This window comes from Clostridium sp. Marseille-QA1073 (assembly GCF_054863625.1).
Genome location: NZ_JBSVQM010000012.1, coordinates 33,996 through 50,696, shown reverse-complemented (window position 1 = coordinate 50,696; position 16,701 = coordinate 33,996). Strand labels below are relative to the sequence as shown.

Here is a 16,701-nt window from a genome sequence, read left to right as displayed (position 1 = left end):
TCATATGCTTAAAATATACTAACATCTTTAATCTATTATTTTCTTTCAGATGCCCTAAATAAAAAAAAGCGTGATTTATTTCACGCTTTTTTATTTCTCTTTTAATATATCACGAATTTCGGTAAGCAATGCTTCTTCTTTGTTTATTTCAGTTACAGCTAGTTTTTCCTCTACTTCTTCTTTACGTTTAAATTTAGATATAAATTTTATAAATAGAAAAATGGAAAGAGAAATTATTAAGAAATCTATAACAGTTTGAATAAACATTCCATAGTTTAGTGTAAGTGCTACCAAGCCATCCTTTTCAGGCCTAATTGTATATTTTAAAGATGTGAAGTTAACTCCACCAAGTAACAATCCTAATATAGGCATTATTATATCATTTACTAAGGAAGTAACAATTTTACCAAAGGCACCACCGATAATAACTCCTATTGCTAAATCCATAACATTGCCCTTAAGTGCAAACTCTTTAAATTCTTTAATCATAGAATACCTCCTGTAATAAATATAACTATTATTATAGACAAATTTTATAAAAAAATATATAGGAGATTTTTTACATTATGCTTTGAAGATAAAATCATATAATAGTAGTAGTATCAAGGTGGTATGAATCCTTATCTTAGACAAAATATTTATTTTGTCTAAGATAAGGATTGTTAAAGATTAAAAACTAATCAAAAAAACCGCAACTTGATCACGGTTTTTTGAATTAGCTCTTCTAATAAGCTTTTCCCCAATATACTAAAGAATTTGCTTCTTTTCCGCAGCATATACAAGTATTAGAAATAGATTCTTGTTTAAATGGCATACATCTAGCAGTTACTCCAGCCTCTTCTTTTAATTTATCTTCACAAGCTTTATCTCCACACCACATTGCTTTTATAAACCCAGGTTTATTTTCAGCGATATCTTTGAATTCTTCTAAAGTTAATGCATTGAAAGTTTTTGATTCTCTATGATTCTTTGCTTTTTCAAGTAAGTTTAGCTGAATTGCATCAAGGAGCTTAGAAAGTTCCTTTTCAAGTTCATCAATAGAAACTACAAGTTTTTCTCTTGTATCTCTTCTAACTAGAACAACTTGATTATTTTCAATATCTTTAGGACCTATTTCAAGTCTTATAGGTACTCCTTTCATTTCATATTCATTAAATTTCCATCCAGGCATTTTATCACTAGCGTCAAGTTTAACTCTAAAGCTATTAGAGATTCTTTTTTCAAGCTCTTTAGCTTTATCTAAAACTCCTTCTTTATGTTGAGCAATAGGAACTATAACTATTTGATTTGGAGCTATTTTAGGTGGTAGAACTAAACCGCTATCGTCTCCATGAACCATAATTAATGCACCTATTAATCTAGTGGTAGTTCCCCAAGAAGTTTCATGTACATATTGTAGATTTCCATTTTTATCACTATATCTAATATCAAAAGCTTTAGCAAAATTATCCCCAAAATTATGAGATGTACCACTTTGAAGTGCCTTACCATCATGCATTAAACTTTCTATTGTATAGGTAGATTTAGCACCTGCAAATTTTTCTTTATCAGTTTTCTTTCCTTTTATAACAGGTATAGCAAGTACTTGCTCACAAAAATCTGCATAGAGATTTAGTATATTTATTGTTTCTTCTTCAGCTTCTTCATAAGTAGCATGTATTGTATGACCTTCTTGCCATAAAAATTCTGTAGTTCTTAAAAAAGGGCGTGTTGTTTTTTCCCACCTAACAACAGAACACCATTGGTTATAAAGCTTAGGTAAATCATTGTATGATTGAACTATTTTAGCATAGTGTTCACAAAATAGAGTCTCTGAAGTAGGACGAACACAAAGTCTTTCAGTTAACTCCTCTGAGCCACCATGAGTTACCCAAGCAACTTCAGGTGCAAATCCCTCAACATGATCCTTTTCTTTTTGAAGCAAGCTTTCAGGGATAAACATAGGCATATATACATTCTCGTGTCCTGTAGCTTTAAGTTTTTCATCTAAAATTTTTTGCATGTTTTCCCATATGGCATATCCATATGGACGAATTATCATACATCCTTTAACACTAGAATAGTCAACAAGTTCTGCTTTTTTAACTATATCTGTGTACCATTTTGCAAAGTCTTCATCCATTGAGGTTATGGCTTCAACGAACTTTTTATTTTTAGACATAATTTATAACCATCCTTTACTAATTATTTTCATACATAGACTTTAATTTGAAATTTTGTTAGAATTAACATTTAGCCTATATTATTAATAATACAATTATCTATATATCTAAACTATTCTTAAAAGCAATGGATATAAAATAATTGATTTTTATTAATAACTTCATTGCTAGTTTTTTATATTAATTAATTATATATTTAGAGAAATAAATTAGTTTTGGAAATTTCTTAGATACTACTAAGAAATTTTCATAATTGTTCATTATCAATAATCTTATACTAATATGAATTCTAATAGTTCAATACCAAAATTATATGAATGTATAGATCAAATTCAAAATTAGTATATCTATATATTTAGCATTATAGAATATTTTATTATTTCAAATATTCGTAAAATATCTATGATGTTATGTTAGAATAACATAGTATAGTTGTCAATACTTATACAATTTACAACCTTATACAGTTGAAAGTTAGCAACTATATTCAATATAATAAATGTAATTTTCATCACAGCAGAAGAGCTATAGATATATCAGCTCTAAAATTAATATATGTAAAAATAATTGATATTTTTGGTATTATAGCTGAAACGATTGAATTCACAATTCACAGTTCACAATGTACAATTGTGGATATTTCTAAGTTGCCACTGAGAAATTTATAATTGATTATTTCTTGAAGTTACAAGGTAACTTTTCATGAATGATTAGCAATTACATTGCTAGCCAAAAAGTACATTAAAGAAATTATTTTGCTAAAAAATAATTTCTACTCAATTGTGAATTTTGCATTGTGAATTGATCTATATTGTCTGCTATAATTAAAATAGATAAGGTAAGGGGGGGATTTTATATGAGCAAAAGACCAAAAATTAAGATTACTTTAGTAGATAAAAAAGGAAAATGTGGATGCCATTATGGACATAAAATAGGAGATAGTTTTGATTTTGATAGTGATAGAGGTAAACTTTGTCCTATGGCTATGCATGTAGCTTTTCCTTATGTAGACATATTAAGATATGGTGGAACTATTCCAGGAAGTAAAGACAATGGTGAAGTGTTAATTTGCTGTCCTGATGTAGATGTAATTAATGTATTTAAAATTGAAAAGATAGATAGTTAATTTATTAATACTATCTTTATATAATCAGTGTACAATATAAAGAAATGTAGTAATATTACGTTATATTCAATAGAGAAGTATTTTTTATTTCTTTAAGGCATCTTCAAAAGATAATAGACCAGTATATTATTTTGGAGATGTCTAAAACATGAGAAAGGTAGAATTATATGAAGAAAAAGAGAAAATTTCCCATAATAACTTTTATCCTCTCATTGTGCTTATTATCTGTAGCTTCCTACAACTATATAAATGTTAGTGCTGAAGAAAGTGCAATTAAAGATCAAATACATAATATAAAGTCTTCAGGCCAAATTAGTGAAGGTTTTTTAACTAAAATAGAAAAAGAAGAAATAGAAAAACAAAAGCAAAAGGAAGAGGAAAAAAAGAGGAAAGAGGAAGAGAAAAAAAAGAAGGAACAAGAAGAAGCTAAGGAAAAGGCTGAAAAAGAAGCTAAAATAAAGGCTGAAAAAGAGGCAAAGATGAAAGCGGAAAGAGAAAAAGAATTGGCGGCTATAAAGGCAAAACAAGAAAAAGAACTTAAAGGAAATGAAAAAAAATTACCTGAAAAAATAATACTTGATATAGAGCCTATAAGTCAGTTGCCAGAGCTTAAAAATGGATGTGAAGTTACGTCTTTAACTATGCTTTTGCAATATAAGGGAGTCAAAATAGATAAAATGACCTTAGCTAATAAAGTCAAAAAGGATACTACTAGTATAGAGTATGATGGCTATGGGAAAATAGTCAAATGGGGAGACCCAGATGAAGGATTTGTAGGAGATATTACTGGAAAATATTCACCAGGATATTCTGTTAATCCTAAGCCATTAATGCCACTTATGCAGCAATATATAATGCCTAAACCAGTGGATTTAACTAAAAGCGATTACAGAGAATTGGAAGCATATCTAAGTATGAAAAGACCTGTTATAGCATGGATTACTAATGATTTCTCTATGCCTTCAAAGGATGCTTCTTGGAAAAAAGGGGACAAAGTTATAGAAGTTCATTTTAATCAGCATGCAGTGCTTTTAACTGGATATGATAAGGATTATGTTTATTATAATGATCCATTAAAAGAAAGCAAAAACTCTAAAATTGATAAAGAAACTTTCAAAAAAGTTTGGGTTAGTATGGGAAGTAAAGCCCTTAGTTATACAAATTAGTTTAATGAAGTGAAAGCCTGGGAATTTATTGAATAGTAATTACTTTTCAGATACGTATTTTTTAACGGGTCTGAAATTAGGGATTAATTCATATAAAAATTTCGAGGTTTTTCTTTTGATACAAATAAAATTAGAAATTGCTCAATTTTAAATAAAAAATTAAGGATGTTAATTTTGATAAATTTATTATTAGTGAGGCTAAAACATAATAAAAAGGTAATTATATGGGAAAAGTAAAAAAATAATTATAAATTTAATAGTAAAGATAGAAGGAGAAAACTATGGAATTTTCTTTAGTAAAGGTTGAGGTATTTATACCTAAGGAATATATAAATAAATTAAGATATAAACTAAATGAAATAGGCGCATTAACTATAGGAGGAAATTATGATAATTGTATGAGCTATTCTATGGTTGTGGGATCATGGAGACCATTAGAAGGTGCCAATCCTTTTAATGGTGAAATTGGGGAGGTTTGTGAAGCAGAAGAAGCAAAGATTGAATTTTGCTGCAAAAGGGAATTAATAAAAAAAGTTGTAGAAGTAGTAAAAAAACTTCATCCTTATGAAGTGCCTGTGATAAATATACTTCCTATAATAAATGGAATGCTTATATATGAAACTTTAAATTAATTATTAATGGAAAAAAAGCATGATTTTTCATCATGCTTTTTTCTTTAAGTTTTAACAGAGTAGTACTCATACTTGAATAAATATTTTCATGGGGAATTTATTTAGTATGCATTTTGAATTAATTCTATAATTTCCTTAACTAATGGAAGTCTTGGATTTGCAGTTGTGCATTGATCTTCAAAGGCCTCATCAGCAAGGTTATAGATAACTGAATCTAAATGATCTTTTGTAACACCACATTCTGATAATGTAGAAGATACATTAAGTTCATTCATTAAATCTTTTATAGCATTAATTAAACTTTCAATACCTTCTTCTTTAGTAGAACATGGAAGCCCTAAGTGCTTAGCAATTTGCCTGTATTTTTCTGGTGCCATATAGTATTCATATTTAGGGAAAGATACTAACTTGCTTGGATTACTTCCATTATACCTAATAACATGAGGAAGCATTATAGCGTTAGCTCTTCCATGTGGTATATGGAACTCAGAACCTAATTTATGAGCTATACTATGGTTAACACCTAAGAAGGCATTAGTAAATGCCATCCCTGCTATGCAAGAAGCATTGTGCATTTTTTCTCTAGCTAGTGCATTAGAACCATCTTTATAAGCTATCGGTAGGTATTTAAATACCAATTCTATAGCTTTAAGTGCTAATCCATCTGTATAATCTGAAGCCATAACAGAAACATATGCTTCTATAGCATGAGTTAATACATCCATTCCAGTGTCAGCAGTAACTGAAGGTGGAACAGTCATAACTAGTTCTGGATCGATTATGGCGATGTCAGGTGTTAACTCGTAATCTGCTAATGGATACTTAACTCCATTTGCTTTATCTGTAATAACTGCAAAAGCAGTAACTTCAGAACCAGTTCCAGATGTGGTTGGAATAGCTACCATTTTAGCTTTTCTACCTAATTTAGGGAACTTAAAAGCTCTCTTTCTTATATCCATAAATCTAAGTTTTAATCCATCAAATTCAATGTTAGGATTTTCATAGAATAACCACATTCCCTTAGCAGCATCCATTGCAGAACCTCCTCCAAGGGCTATGATAACATCAGGTTCAAAACTTCTCATTTGATCTGTACCTTTCATAACTGTTTCTGTTGATGGATCTGGTTCAACGTCTAAGAATACATTAATGTCCATATTAGCTTTCTTTAAGTGATACATTACTTTTGAAACATATCCTAATTTATCCATAAATTTATCTGCAACGATAAATGCTTTCTTTCCTTCTAATTTCTCCAAGTATTGCAATGAGCCTGGTTCAAAATAAATTCTTTCAGGCACTCTAAACCACAGCATATTAACTCTCCTTTTTGCTACCTTTTTAATATTTATAAGGTTTTGTGCACTAACATTTTGAGTAGTTGAATTTCTACCCATAGTACCACAGCCTAAAGTTAATGAAGGCATATTTGTATTATAAATATCACCTATAGCTCCCTGAGAAGATGGAGAGTTTACAATGATTCTTCCAACTTTAACTCTTTTTGAAAATTCTTCTATAACTTTTTCATTGGATGTATGAATTACAGCAGAGTGGCCTAGTCCGCCAAACTCTATCATTTCTTCACATTTTTTAATTCCTTCCTCAGTGCTATCTACAATATACATCGATAATATTGGGCTTAACTTTTCTCTTGAAAGTGGATATTCTGGACCTACTCCTTCCAATGGAGTTATTAATATTTTGGTGTTTTGTGGAATATCAATTGATATCATTTTAGCAATCTTTGTTGCTGGTTGCCCAACTATCTCAGCATTCATAGAACAAGATTTTGGGTTAATTGCTAGTTTTTCCAATTTATCCATTTCATTTTTGTTAAGTATATGACAATTATATTCTTTTAAAAGTTGAATAACTTCTTCTGAAATATCTCTATCAATTATAACTGCTTGCTCAGAAGCGCAAATTGTACCGTTATCAAAGGATTTACTCATAACTAAGTCGTTAACTGCTCTTTTTAAATTTGCTGTTTTTTCAATATAACATGGAACGTTTCCAGCACCGACGCCTAAAGCAGGTTTTCCGGTGGAATAAGCTGATTTAACCATTCCTGGACCGCCTGTTGCTAAGATCATATCAACACCATAATGATTCATTAATAGCTGAGAAGCTTCAATTGATGGCGCTTCAATCCATTGAATACAGTTCTCAGGTGCACCAGCTTCTATTGCTGCATCTCTAACTATCCTTGCGGCTTCAGCGCTACATTGTTGAGCTCTAGGATGGAAACTAAAAATTATAGGATTTCTAGTCTTTATAGAAATAAGAGATTTGAAAATTGTTGTTGATGTAGGGTTTGTAGTAGGGGTAACACCTGCTATAACACCGATAGGCTCAGCAACATCCATACAATCTTCTTCATCATTATCTCTTATAATTCCAACAGTTTTCATCTTTTTTATGCTATGATATACATATTCAGATGCGAAAATGTTTTTAGTTATTTTATCTTCATATATGCCCATTCCAGTTTCATCAACGGCCATTTTTGCTAATTTTCTATGATCTGCAAGAGCAGCCAAGGTCATTTTTTTCACTATATTATCTATTTGTTCCTGGTTAAGATTTAAAAATTCATTATAAGCTTTTCTAGCCCTATTTACTAATAAGTTTATAGATTCTTGTGTATTAGGAGTTTTAACTTCTAAATTTTTTTCTTCAGTAACATTTAAGTTTTCCGCTTGACTCATGTAAATTACCCCCCAAATAGTTTGTTATTTTTTTAACTAATTATATTGTAGCATATAGGAAGAAAAAAGCAATATATTTTGTTAAAATAATATCAATATATTTTCGACAAATGTATAAAAAGTAAATTTAAGTAAATACAATAGAGATTAAAAAATGTTAAAGATTTATATAATTTTTAGTATAATTATTATTGAGGTGATGAAAATGATAACAATAATATCTCCAGCAAAGTCATTAAATTTTGATTCAACTTTAATGTTGGAGAAATCTACAGAGCCAAAGTTCTTAGTTCAGTGCAATGAGCTTATAGATAAGCTAAAAACAATGAATTCTTACGAGATTATGAAATTAATGAAAGTGAGCAAAAATATTGCTGACTTAAATATAGAAAGATTTAATAAATTTAAAGAAAGTAATAAAGCTAAGCAAGCAATATTTGCTTACAATGGACAAGTTTATAAATCTATGAATCCTATAAATTTCTCAGAAGAAGAAATAGAGTTTGCGCAGAATCATTTAAGAATTATGTCTGGACTTTATGGAATACTCAAACCCTTAGATTTAATAAAAGAATATAGATTAGAAATGAGTACAAAGTTAAAAAATTCTTATGGTGATAATTTATATAAATTTTGGGGTGAAAAAATAACAGCTGTATTGGAGGAAGAAATTAAAGGTCATAATGAAAAGGCTATTGTAAATCTTGCTTCAGAAGAATATTCAAAGAGTATTGATCTTAAGAAATTGAGTGAAGAATGTAAAATTTTAAATATAGTTTTTAAAGAGAATAGAAACGGTGAATACAAGGTAATAGGAATGAAAGCCAAAGCTGCTAGAGGACTTATGGTTTCTTATATTATAAAAAACCATATCGATAAAGTTGAAGAAATAAAAGATTTTGATATAGATGGATATAGTTTTAATAGTAAATTAAGTAATAAAGATACATGGATATTTACAAGATAGAAATTATAATTATAAATTACGTATTTTAATTAAACAAGAAATAAGGAGCGAGTTTTATATGAGATATGAAGGTACTGTTTATAGACCACCAAGTGAGGCCTATAGCTTGATAATTCAAGCTACTATAGGATGTTCTCATAATAAATGTAATTTTTGTAGTATGTATAAAGAAAAGAGATTTAGAATAAGACCAGTAGAAGAGGTAATTGAAGATTTACATATTGCGAGAAGCCGATATAAGAAAGTAGAAAAAATATTTCTTGCAGATGGAGATGCACTTATTATTCCTATGAAAAAGCTTAAGATTATACTGAAAGCTATAAAAGAAATCTTTCCAGAGTGTCAAAGAGTTGGGGTATATGGTTCGCCCAAATCAATACTTATTAAATCTGTAGAAGATTTAAAGGAATTAAGAGATTTAGGAATAGGAATAGTTTATTTAGGTATTGAAAGCGGTAGTGACAAAATCTTAAAGGAAGTAAATAAAGGTGTAACATCACAAGAAATCATAGTAGCGGGTAAAAAAGTTAAGGAGTGTGGAATTAAACTTTCAGTAACTTTAATATCTGGATTAGGTGGAAAAGAAAATATAGAGGAGCATGGGGTAGAATCTGCACTGGTTATAAGTGAAGTAAATCCTGACTATTTAGGTTTTTTAACACTTATGATAGAACCAGATACAAAACTATATGATAAAGTGCAAAATGGAGACTTTAAGTTATTAAACCCACAGGAAGTTATGGAGGAAATAAAAATTTTTATTGAAAATGTAAATGTAGAAAATACTGTGTTTAGAAGTAATCATGCTTCTAATTATGTAAGTTTGAAGGGAACATTACCATTAGATAAAGAAAAGATATTAAATACCATAAATAGTGCATTAAAAGATAGTAATAGTTATAAAAGTGAATTTTTAAGAGGATTATAGAAAATATTAATTGCCAAAGAAACTTTATAAAATTATTCTCCTATTTTAAAGTATTAAAAGTATAAAATTGTAAAAGCTAAATGCATATTATATTTTGAAATGGAGGATTAATAATGGAAACAGGAATAGTAAAGTGGTTTAATAATAAAAAAGGATATGGTTTTTATCAGGCAGTGAAGGAAAAGATGTTTTTGTACATCATTCTCAAGTAAAAGAGAAAAGTCATGATAAAGATCTACATGAAGGTGAATCAGTAATGTTCGATATTATAGAAAAAGAAAAAGGTTTACAAGCTATAAATGTTCAAAAAATGGAATAAAAAATAAATTATAAATTTTATTTATAAATTAATTATAAGAGAAATAAAAATAAGAGCTAATAGTTTTGATTATTAGCTCTTATTTTAGTTAATTTTTTATATGTAAATTTATAGGAAAAATGATAAAATCATTTTAAGGGCTTTATTATGATATGAAAGTAGGAATTTGTATGAATAGAAAAAGTAAAAAAGAAATAAGAAAAGAAATTCTACATAAGAGAGATTCAATAAATGAAAAAGATAAAAAACTTATGGATGAAGAAATATTTAATACACTTATAAGTAGTGATGAGTATAAAAAAGCTAATATTATTTTTGCCTTTGTAAGCTTTAAAAGTGAAGTAAACACACATAAGTTTATTGAGTATGCTCTTTCACAAGGTAAAACTATTGGAGTACCTAAAATAAGAAAAAAAGAAGAGGGAATGGAAGTTTTTAAAATCCACTCACTTTCTGATTTAGAAAGTGGATATTTTGGAGTAATGGAACCTATTGAAAGTTGTGAAAAAATAAATAGAGATAATATAGATTTTATATTAATGCCCGGAGCTGTCTTTGATGAAAAGGGTGGAAGAATCGGATATGGTGGAGGCTTTTATGATAAATTTTTAAGTGATGTAAAAGATTCTGTTCCAAAGATAGCTATTGCTTATGAATTACAAATTATAGATAACGTACCTATGGAAGAGTATGATATTAAGATTGACAGTATAATTACAGAGAAAAGGACAATTAAATTTTAACAAAAGGAGAATTACATGGACGTATTAATAAGAATGATTGTTTCTGCAATTTTATTTTTATTTGCAGTTATAACTGGCATAGATATAATTTACCCATTGATATTAGTTTTATTAATTTTTACTTTTATTACTGTAAGAAGAGGATTTACTTTAAAAGAAACTTTAAAAATGATTTTTAATTCTAGCAAAAAATCGCTTATAGTGCTAGAGGTATTTATTTTAATAGGGGTATTGATATCTGCTTGGATGGCATCAGGAACAGTACCTGCTATTGTTTACTACGGAATTAATTTAATTAACCCTAATCTATTTATTTTATCAGCTTTTATACTAAGTGCGGTAGTATCAATACTTATAGGAACTTCTTTTGGTACGGTAGGTACTATAGGTATATCTATAATGGTTATGGCACGAGCTGGTAGAGGAAATGAACTTATGGTAGGTGGTGCCATAATAGCGGGGGTCTATTTTGGAGATAGATGCTCTCCCATGTCTTCTAGTGCAAACCTTGTGGCATCTATAACTGATACAGATTTATATACAAATATAAAGAATATGATAAAGACATCCATACTACCTTTAGGAATATCAATAATTTTTTATTTAGTATTATCACTTAACTATCCATTAAATTATACTGAATCAGATGTACTAAATAATATAATAAAGTATTTTGATGTAAATTTAATAGTACTACTTCCAGCAATAGCAATACTTGTATTATGTGTATTCAAAGTTAAAGTTAAAATATCAATGTTCATAAGTATATTGATAGCATCATTTATAGCAGTGATTTATCAAAGTGTTTCTGTAAAAGAAATTATGAAATATTTAGTTATGGGCTTTAATCTTCCACAGGGTGATCCTCTTGCTAGAATTATAAAGGGGGGAGGACTTATTTCTATGGTGAAATCAAGTGCTATGGTTATGATATCATCAGGGTTAGCGGGGCTATTTGAAGGAGCTAAAATGCTTGATTATATTGAAAAGCTTATGAAAAAAGCTGAGAGTCGTCTTAAGATATTCTTATATACTATTGTTTCTAGCATATGTGCTTCAGCTTTTGGATGTACACAGGCTTTAGCGATAATGATGACTCATTTACTTATGAAAAATTGTTATAGAGATAGAAGTATAGATAATTACTCTCTTGCAGTGGATTTAGAAAATACTGCTATAGTAATAGCACCATTGATTCCATGGAATATAGCAGCAATGATACCACTTCAAAATTTAGAATTGAGTTCTAAATCTTTGATATTCGCAATTTATTTGTATTTAATACCTTTAAGTAATTTAGTTACATTGTATTTTAAACATAGACTAGAATTAAAAAATACTAATGAGCTAAATGTATAAGCTCTAAACTGAGTTTATTAAAATTGGTTTATTAACTTATAAAATATAAGGAGATAGAAGACATATTATTTAATAATTGCATGAAAACATAGAAAATTATTTATTTTGTAAAATAATTTTATTAGTAGAATAATTTACATCTTTTATTTTCTTAGGAAAGAAATGCAGTTAATAGAAAATAAAATGCTAAAACCTTTCTTAGAGAATTCACTATGTATAGAAGTTACAGGAAATATTAAAAGAACACTTAGCAATTTTTCATTTGTTCTAAGTAAAATTAATAATAAATTTTTAGATGTACATATGTTTGTTATAATTGCATATATTTTTGGAATAGACCACTTCTATTAAATTATATTTTAAATAGTAAGTAGTTTTTTATATAGATTTAATAATATTAAAGGTTTAAAGGTTCAATTTTAATGAGCAGTGGATCTAATTTCTTATGACTTTTTCAAAAAAGAACTAGAAAAATTATGATTATATATTCCATATACATATCACTGTTAAAAAGAATTGTGAATAAAGAATTAAATATTAGTACTAATGAATTAGTAGTATCGATAATTCAACACTAGTAAGAATGCTTATTCCAATAAAATCTGGAGTAATATCAAACTCATATATTTTAAATGTAGTATTAATAAAAATAAAGCCTAGAAAGATTTTTAAAAATTCCATATTTATGTCTCATTTTTTATTTATTAAAATATGTACTTATGAAATAGTTTTTTGAATTTTTACAAATATTCATAAAGCTTGTAAATTGATGATTTGCAAAATATAACATTATTTATGAAAAGTAGAAATAAAGACATTGTTCTAAACTTGAAAATTAAAATTCAAGTTTTTTTCTTATAAAAACTCATAAATTTTCAAGTAAAATTATTAAAAGAATTTTATAGAGTTATAAATTTATAAAACTTTAAGTATATATAATTTATAAACGTACTCATTTATGAATAAAAAAGGAGGTATTGGTATTGATAAAAGTAAAAGATTTAAATCTTTAATAGCTACAATTCTAACAATTGCTATGATAGGAGTATTTACAGGATGTAGTAATAATAACTCTGATTCATCAAAAAAAGACTCTTTAGTTGTAGCAACAGCATATGATGCCAAATCATTAGATCCCTATGCAGTAAATGACGTAGCTTCAGCTAATGTTATGATGCAAATTTACCAAACTCTTATAAAAGAAGGGGATAACGGAAAACTAGAACCATTGTTAGCAGAGTCTTTTGAACAGGTAGATGAAACTACATTTAAATTCAAACTTAAAAAAGGTGTAAAATTTCATAATGGTGAAGAAATGAAGGCTTCTGACGTAAAATTCAGTTTTACAAAGGCAGCCCAATCAGCTCCTATAGCTCATATTATGGGAGATATCGATATAAATAGTTTTGTAATTGATGATGATTACACTATAAGTTTTAAAATTAAAAATCCTTCATCAGCTTTTTTAGCAGGCTTGGTACACTCAGGAGCAGCTATATTAAATGAGAAAGCATATACGGAAGCAGGGGAGAATTATGGAATGAGTCCAATTGGTACAGGACCATTCAAATTTGTAAGTTGGGCTAAAGGTGATAACGTAGTGCTTGAAAGATTTGATGATTTTTACAGTGAAAAGCCAGCATTAAAAAATATTACTATAAAAGTTATACCTGAACCAACAAATAGAACTATAGAGCTTGAGAGTGGAGGAGTAGATATAGCTTATGAAATTTCAGCAAATGACTTAAAAAGAATTGAAGAGAATGAAAATCTAAAGCTTGTAAGAGGATTTGATTATTCAGTTCAATATTTAGGAATTAACACACAAAAAGCACCATTTAACAATGAAAAAGTACGTCAAGCTATAACTCATGCAATAGATGTAGAATCAGTTGTTGAGAGTGCATATAGAGGAATAGGTAAAGTTGCTAAAGGGCCTATGTCTCCAACTATAAAATATTATAATGATAGTCTTCAGCCTTTAGAATATAATGTTGAAAAAGCTAAAAAACTATTAGCAGAAGCTGGATATGCTGATGGATTTAAAGCAGAAATCTGGACAAATGAGAAAAAAGAAAGAGTGGATATGGCTACAATAATTCAGGAACAGCTAAAGCAAGTTGGAATTGAAATTGATGTTAAAGTTTTTGAATGGGGAGCTTACTTAAGTGGCCTAGATAATGCTCAGCATGATATGTATTTCTTAGGATGGACAGCAGAAACTACAGATCCTCATACAGCTCTTTATGCATTATATCATTCATCAGCAAAAGGTGCTGGGGGAAATAGATCCTTCTTTGAAGATAGTAAAGTTGATGAGTTATTAAGCAAAGGTGCAACAATGTTAGATTCTCCAGAAAGAGAAGCAGCATATAAAGAAGTTCAAAAGATTTTAGTTGAAAAAGCGCCAGCAGTATTTATGGAAAATGGAGAACAAGTTGTTGGAACCACAAAACAGGTTACTGGATTTAAAACAAGTCCAGTAGGATATCACGCTCTGTATAATGTAAAATTTGAGTAAAAAAATTTAAAATAGCTAGGAGTATAAAAATATTCAGTTATATCTTTGATAATTTTATCAATAAATTCGGTGTTTAATAACAGCAAAGTTTATAAATAGACTATGTTTTAAAAAATTTAGAATTAGAAATTTAAATGAAGAATTTTGGAGAGTTCTTGTTTGAATTAAGCATTTGATAACTGACTTTCTCCATAATTCTTCATTATTTATTAATTCTATAAATAATAAGGGAGGAGAATCAAATTGCTAAAATATGTAGTTAGAAGAATTGCTTTACTTATCCCTGTTATATTAGGAGTAACCTTTATAGTCTTTACATTAATGTATATAACTCCTGGTGATCCAGCAAAAATTATTTTAGGGGAAATGGCGACAGAAGAGGCAGTTTTACAATTAAGAGAAGAAATGAAATTAGATGATCCATTTTTAGTTCAGTATGGAAGGTATATGAAAAATTTAATTTTTCATCAAGATATAGGAAGATCTTACGTAACTAAAAGACCAGTATTACAAGAAATAAAGGCTGTATTTCCAGCTACTTTTAAATTAGCCTCACTATCAATAGTTGTAGGTGTAGTTATAGGTATACCTATTGGAATATTGTCTTGTGTAAAACAATATTCTCTTTTTGATACCATTGCAATGATAGGAGCACTTATTGGAATATCTATGCCTGTGTTTTGGTTGGGACTTTTATTAATACTATTATTTTCTGTAAAGTTAGGATGGCTTCCAGCTTCGGGATTTAGTAGTTTTAAACATATGATACTGCCATCTCTAGCTTTAGGTGCTCAATCAGTAGCAGTAATTACTCGTATGACAAGATCTAGTATGCTTGAAGTAATAAGACAGGATTATATAAGAACAGCAAGAGCTAAAGGTCAAAAGGAAGGAAAGGTTATTTTAAGACATGCTTTAAAAAATGCACTTATTCCAATTATAACTGTAATAGGATTACAATTTGGGGGATTATTAGGTGGAGCGTTGTTAACAGAATCAATTTTCTCTATACCTGGTGTTGGAAGGTTAATGGTTGAATCAATAAAAATGAGAGATTTTCCAGTTGTTCAAGGAGGAGTTCTATTTATTGCTATAACTTTTAGTATTGTAAATTTATGCGTTGATTTGTTATATGCATATGTAGATCCAAGAATAAAATCACAATATAGTTAGGGGGAGGACTTATGGCAGAAGTTAACATACATAAGAAGAAGAAAAGTAATATAGCTGAAATTTGGGGAAGATTAAAGAAAAATAAATTGGCTTTAGTAGGTTTAGTCATAATTATAATATTAATTTTAGTAGCTATATTTGCTGATTTTATTGCATCCTATGATTATGCGGAGCAAAATTTAAAATTAACACTTAAAAAACCAAGTTCTGAACACTGGTTTGGTACTGATGAATTTGGGAGAGATATATTTAGTCGTATTATATATGGTTCTAGGATATCTTTGCAAGTTGGGTTTATAGCTGTTAGTATAGCTGTATTAATAGGTGGAGTTCTAGGAGCTATATCTGGATATTATGGAGGTAAAATAGATAATGTCATAATGCGATTTATGGATATATTACTTGCAATTCCAGGAATATTATTATCCATTTCTATAGTAGCAGCATTAGGACCAGGACTTATAAAATTAATGATTGCAGTAGGTATTTCATCTGTTCCACAATATGCAAGAATAGTAAGAGCTTCAGTTCTATCTGTTAAAGATCATGAATTTATTGAGGCAGCTAAAGCTATGGGAGCAAGTGATTTTAGAATAATTATTACACATATATTACCTAATTGTTTAGCACCAATAATTGTTCAAGCTACTTTAGGAGTAGCTATAGCAATTTTAACTGTAGCAGGACTTAGTTTTATCGGACTTGGAATAGAACCTCCAACTCCGGAATGGGGAGCAATGTTATCGGGAGGAAGAAGCTATATAAGAGATTATTCCTATATGACTATTTTCCCAGGATTGGCGATTGTTTTAATTATATTTGCACTGAATGTATTAGGTGATGGTTTGCGTGATGCATTAGATCCTAAATTAAAAAACTAAATTAGGATTAAGG

The 16,701-nt window shown here is 28.8% G+C and carries 14 protein-coding genes and 1 pseudogene; 12 read left to right on the top strand and 3 right to left on the bottom strand.

Annotated features, from left to right (window positions below):
- Positions 1 to 90 precede the first annotated feature (90 nt).
- Together mscL and proS are read right to left on the bottom strand one after the other, a co-directional pair.
- Positions 91 to 489 (bottom strand): large-conductance mechanosensitive channel protein MscL, encoded by a 399-nt coding sequence (gene mscL / locus ACY1IQ_RS12130; protein ID WP_461614168.1) that lies wholly within the window; start codon positions 487 to 489, stop codon positions 91 to 93.
- Positions 490 to 724: 235 nt separating this feature from the next.
- Positions 725 to 2,161, bottom strand: coding sequence for a proline--tRNA ligase (gene proS, locus ACY1IQ_RS12125; RefSeq protein ID WP_461614167.1), 1,437 nt, complete (start codon positions 2,159 to 2,161; stop codon positions 725 to 727).
- A gap of 857 nt (positions 2,162 to 3,018) precedes the next feature.
- On the opposite strand from proS, the gene ACY1IQ_RS12120 reads away from it, so the two are divergent.
- The 3 genes from ACY1IQ_RS12120 to cutA all read left to right on the top strand — a co-directional run bounded on the left by ACY1IQ_RS12120 (position 3,019) and on the right by cutA (position 5,086).
- Positions 3,019 to 3,288, top strand: coding sequence for a TIGR04076 family protein (locus ACY1IQ_RS12120; RefSeq protein ID WP_291579019.1), 270 nt, complete (start codon positions 3,019 to 3,021; stop codon positions 3,286 to 3,288).
- A gap of 167 nt (positions 3,289 to 3,455) precedes the next feature.
- Positions 3,456 to 4,454 carry a C39 family peptidase gene (locus ACY1IQ_RS12115; RefSeq protein ID WP_461614166.1) on the top strand — a complete coding sequence of 333 codons (999 nt, stop codon included), beginning with the start codon at positions 3,456 to 3,458 and terminating at the stop codon, positions 4,452 to 4,454.
- A gap of 281 nt (positions 4,455 to 4,735) precedes the next feature.
- Positions 4,736 to 5,086 (top strand): divalent cation tolerance protein CutA, encoded by a 351-nt coding sequence (gene cutA / locus ACY1IQ_RS12110; RefSeq protein WP_461614165.1) that lies wholly within the window; start codon positions 4,736 to 4,738, stop codon positions 5,084 to 5,086.
- 101 nt (positions 5,087 to 5,187) lie between these two features.
- On the opposite strand, the gene adhE is transcribed toward cutA, so the two are convergent.
- Complete coding sequence (gene adhE, locus ACY1IQ_RS12105) at positions 5,188 to 7,797, bottom strand: bifunctional acetaldehyde-CoA/alcohol dehydrogenase (protein ID WP_461614164.1); 2,610 nt, start codon at positions 7,795 to 7,797, stop codon at positions 5,188 to 5,190.
- A 205-nt stretch (positions 7,798 to 8,002) separates the two neighbouring features.
- Here adhE and yaaA point away from each other — a divergent pair, with 205 nt between their 5' ends.
- The 9 genes and pseudogenes from yaaA (at position 8,003) to ACY1IQ_RS12060 (ending at position 16,688) form a co-directional block, all read left to right on the top strand.
- Positions 8,003 to 8,764, top strand: coding sequence for a peroxide stress protein YaaA (gene yaaA, locus ACY1IQ_RS12100; RefSeq protein ID WP_461614163.1), 762 nt, complete (start codon positions 8,003 to 8,005; stop codon positions 8,762 to 8,764).
- 58 nt (positions 8,765 to 8,822) lie between these two features.
- Positions 8,823 to 9,692: a radical SAM protein gene (locus ACY1IQ_RS12095; RefSeq protein ID WP_461614162.1), complete on the top strand. Its 870-nt coding sequence runs from the start codon at positions 8,823 to 8,825 to the stop codon at positions 9,690 to 9,692.
- Between the two features lie 113 nt (positions 9,693 to 9,805).
- Positions 9,806 to 10,011 (top strand): annotated as a pseudogene (locus ACY1IQ_RS12090) (cold-shock protein).
- A gap of 170 nt (positions 10,012 to 10,181) precedes the next feature.
- Positions 10,182 to 10,754 carry a 5-formyltetrahydrofolate cyclo-ligase gene (locus ACY1IQ_RS12085; protein ID WP_461614161.1) on the top strand — a complete coding sequence of 191 codons (573 nt, stop codon included), beginning with the start codon at positions 10,182 to 10,184 and terminating at the stop codon, positions 10,752 to 10,754.
- A 15-nt stretch (positions 10,755 to 10,769) separates the two neighbouring features.
- Positions 10,770 to 12,113: a Na+/H+ antiporter NhaC family protein gene (locus ACY1IQ_RS12080; RefSeq protein ID WP_461614160.1), complete on the top strand. Its 1,344-nt coding sequence runs from the start codon at positions 10,770 to 10,772 to the stop codon at positions 12,111 to 12,113.
- 183 nt (positions 12,114 to 12,296) lie between these two features.
- Positions 12,297 to 12,464 (top strand): hypothetical protein, encoded by a 168-nt coding sequence (locus tag ACY1IQ_RS12075; RefSeq protein ID WP_461614159.1) that lies wholly within the window; start codon positions 12,297 to 12,299, stop codon positions 12,462 to 12,464.
- Between the two features lie 607 nt (positions 12,465 to 13,071).
- Complete coding sequence (locus ACY1IQ_RS12070; RefSeq protein WP_461614158.1) at positions 13,072 to 14,634, top strand: ABC transporter substrate-binding protein; 1,563 nt, start codon at positions 13,072 to 13,074, stop codon at positions 14,632 to 14,634.
- A gap of 243 nt (positions 14,635 to 14,877) precedes the next feature.
- Positions 14,878 to 15,807 (top strand): nickel ABC transporter permease, encoded by a 930-nt coding sequence (nikB, locus tag ACY1IQ_RS12065; RefSeq protein WP_461614157.1) that lies wholly within the window; start codon positions 14,878 to 14,880, stop codon positions 15,805 to 15,807.
- Between the two features lie 11 nt (positions 15,808 to 15,818).
- A complete protein-coding gene (locus ACY1IQ_RS12060; RefSeq protein ID WP_461614156.1) occupies positions 15,819 to 16,688 on the top strand; it encodes an ABC transporter permease in 870 nt (289 codons plus the stop codon).
- The last annotated feature ends 13 nt before the right edge of the window (positions 16,689 to 16,701 follow it).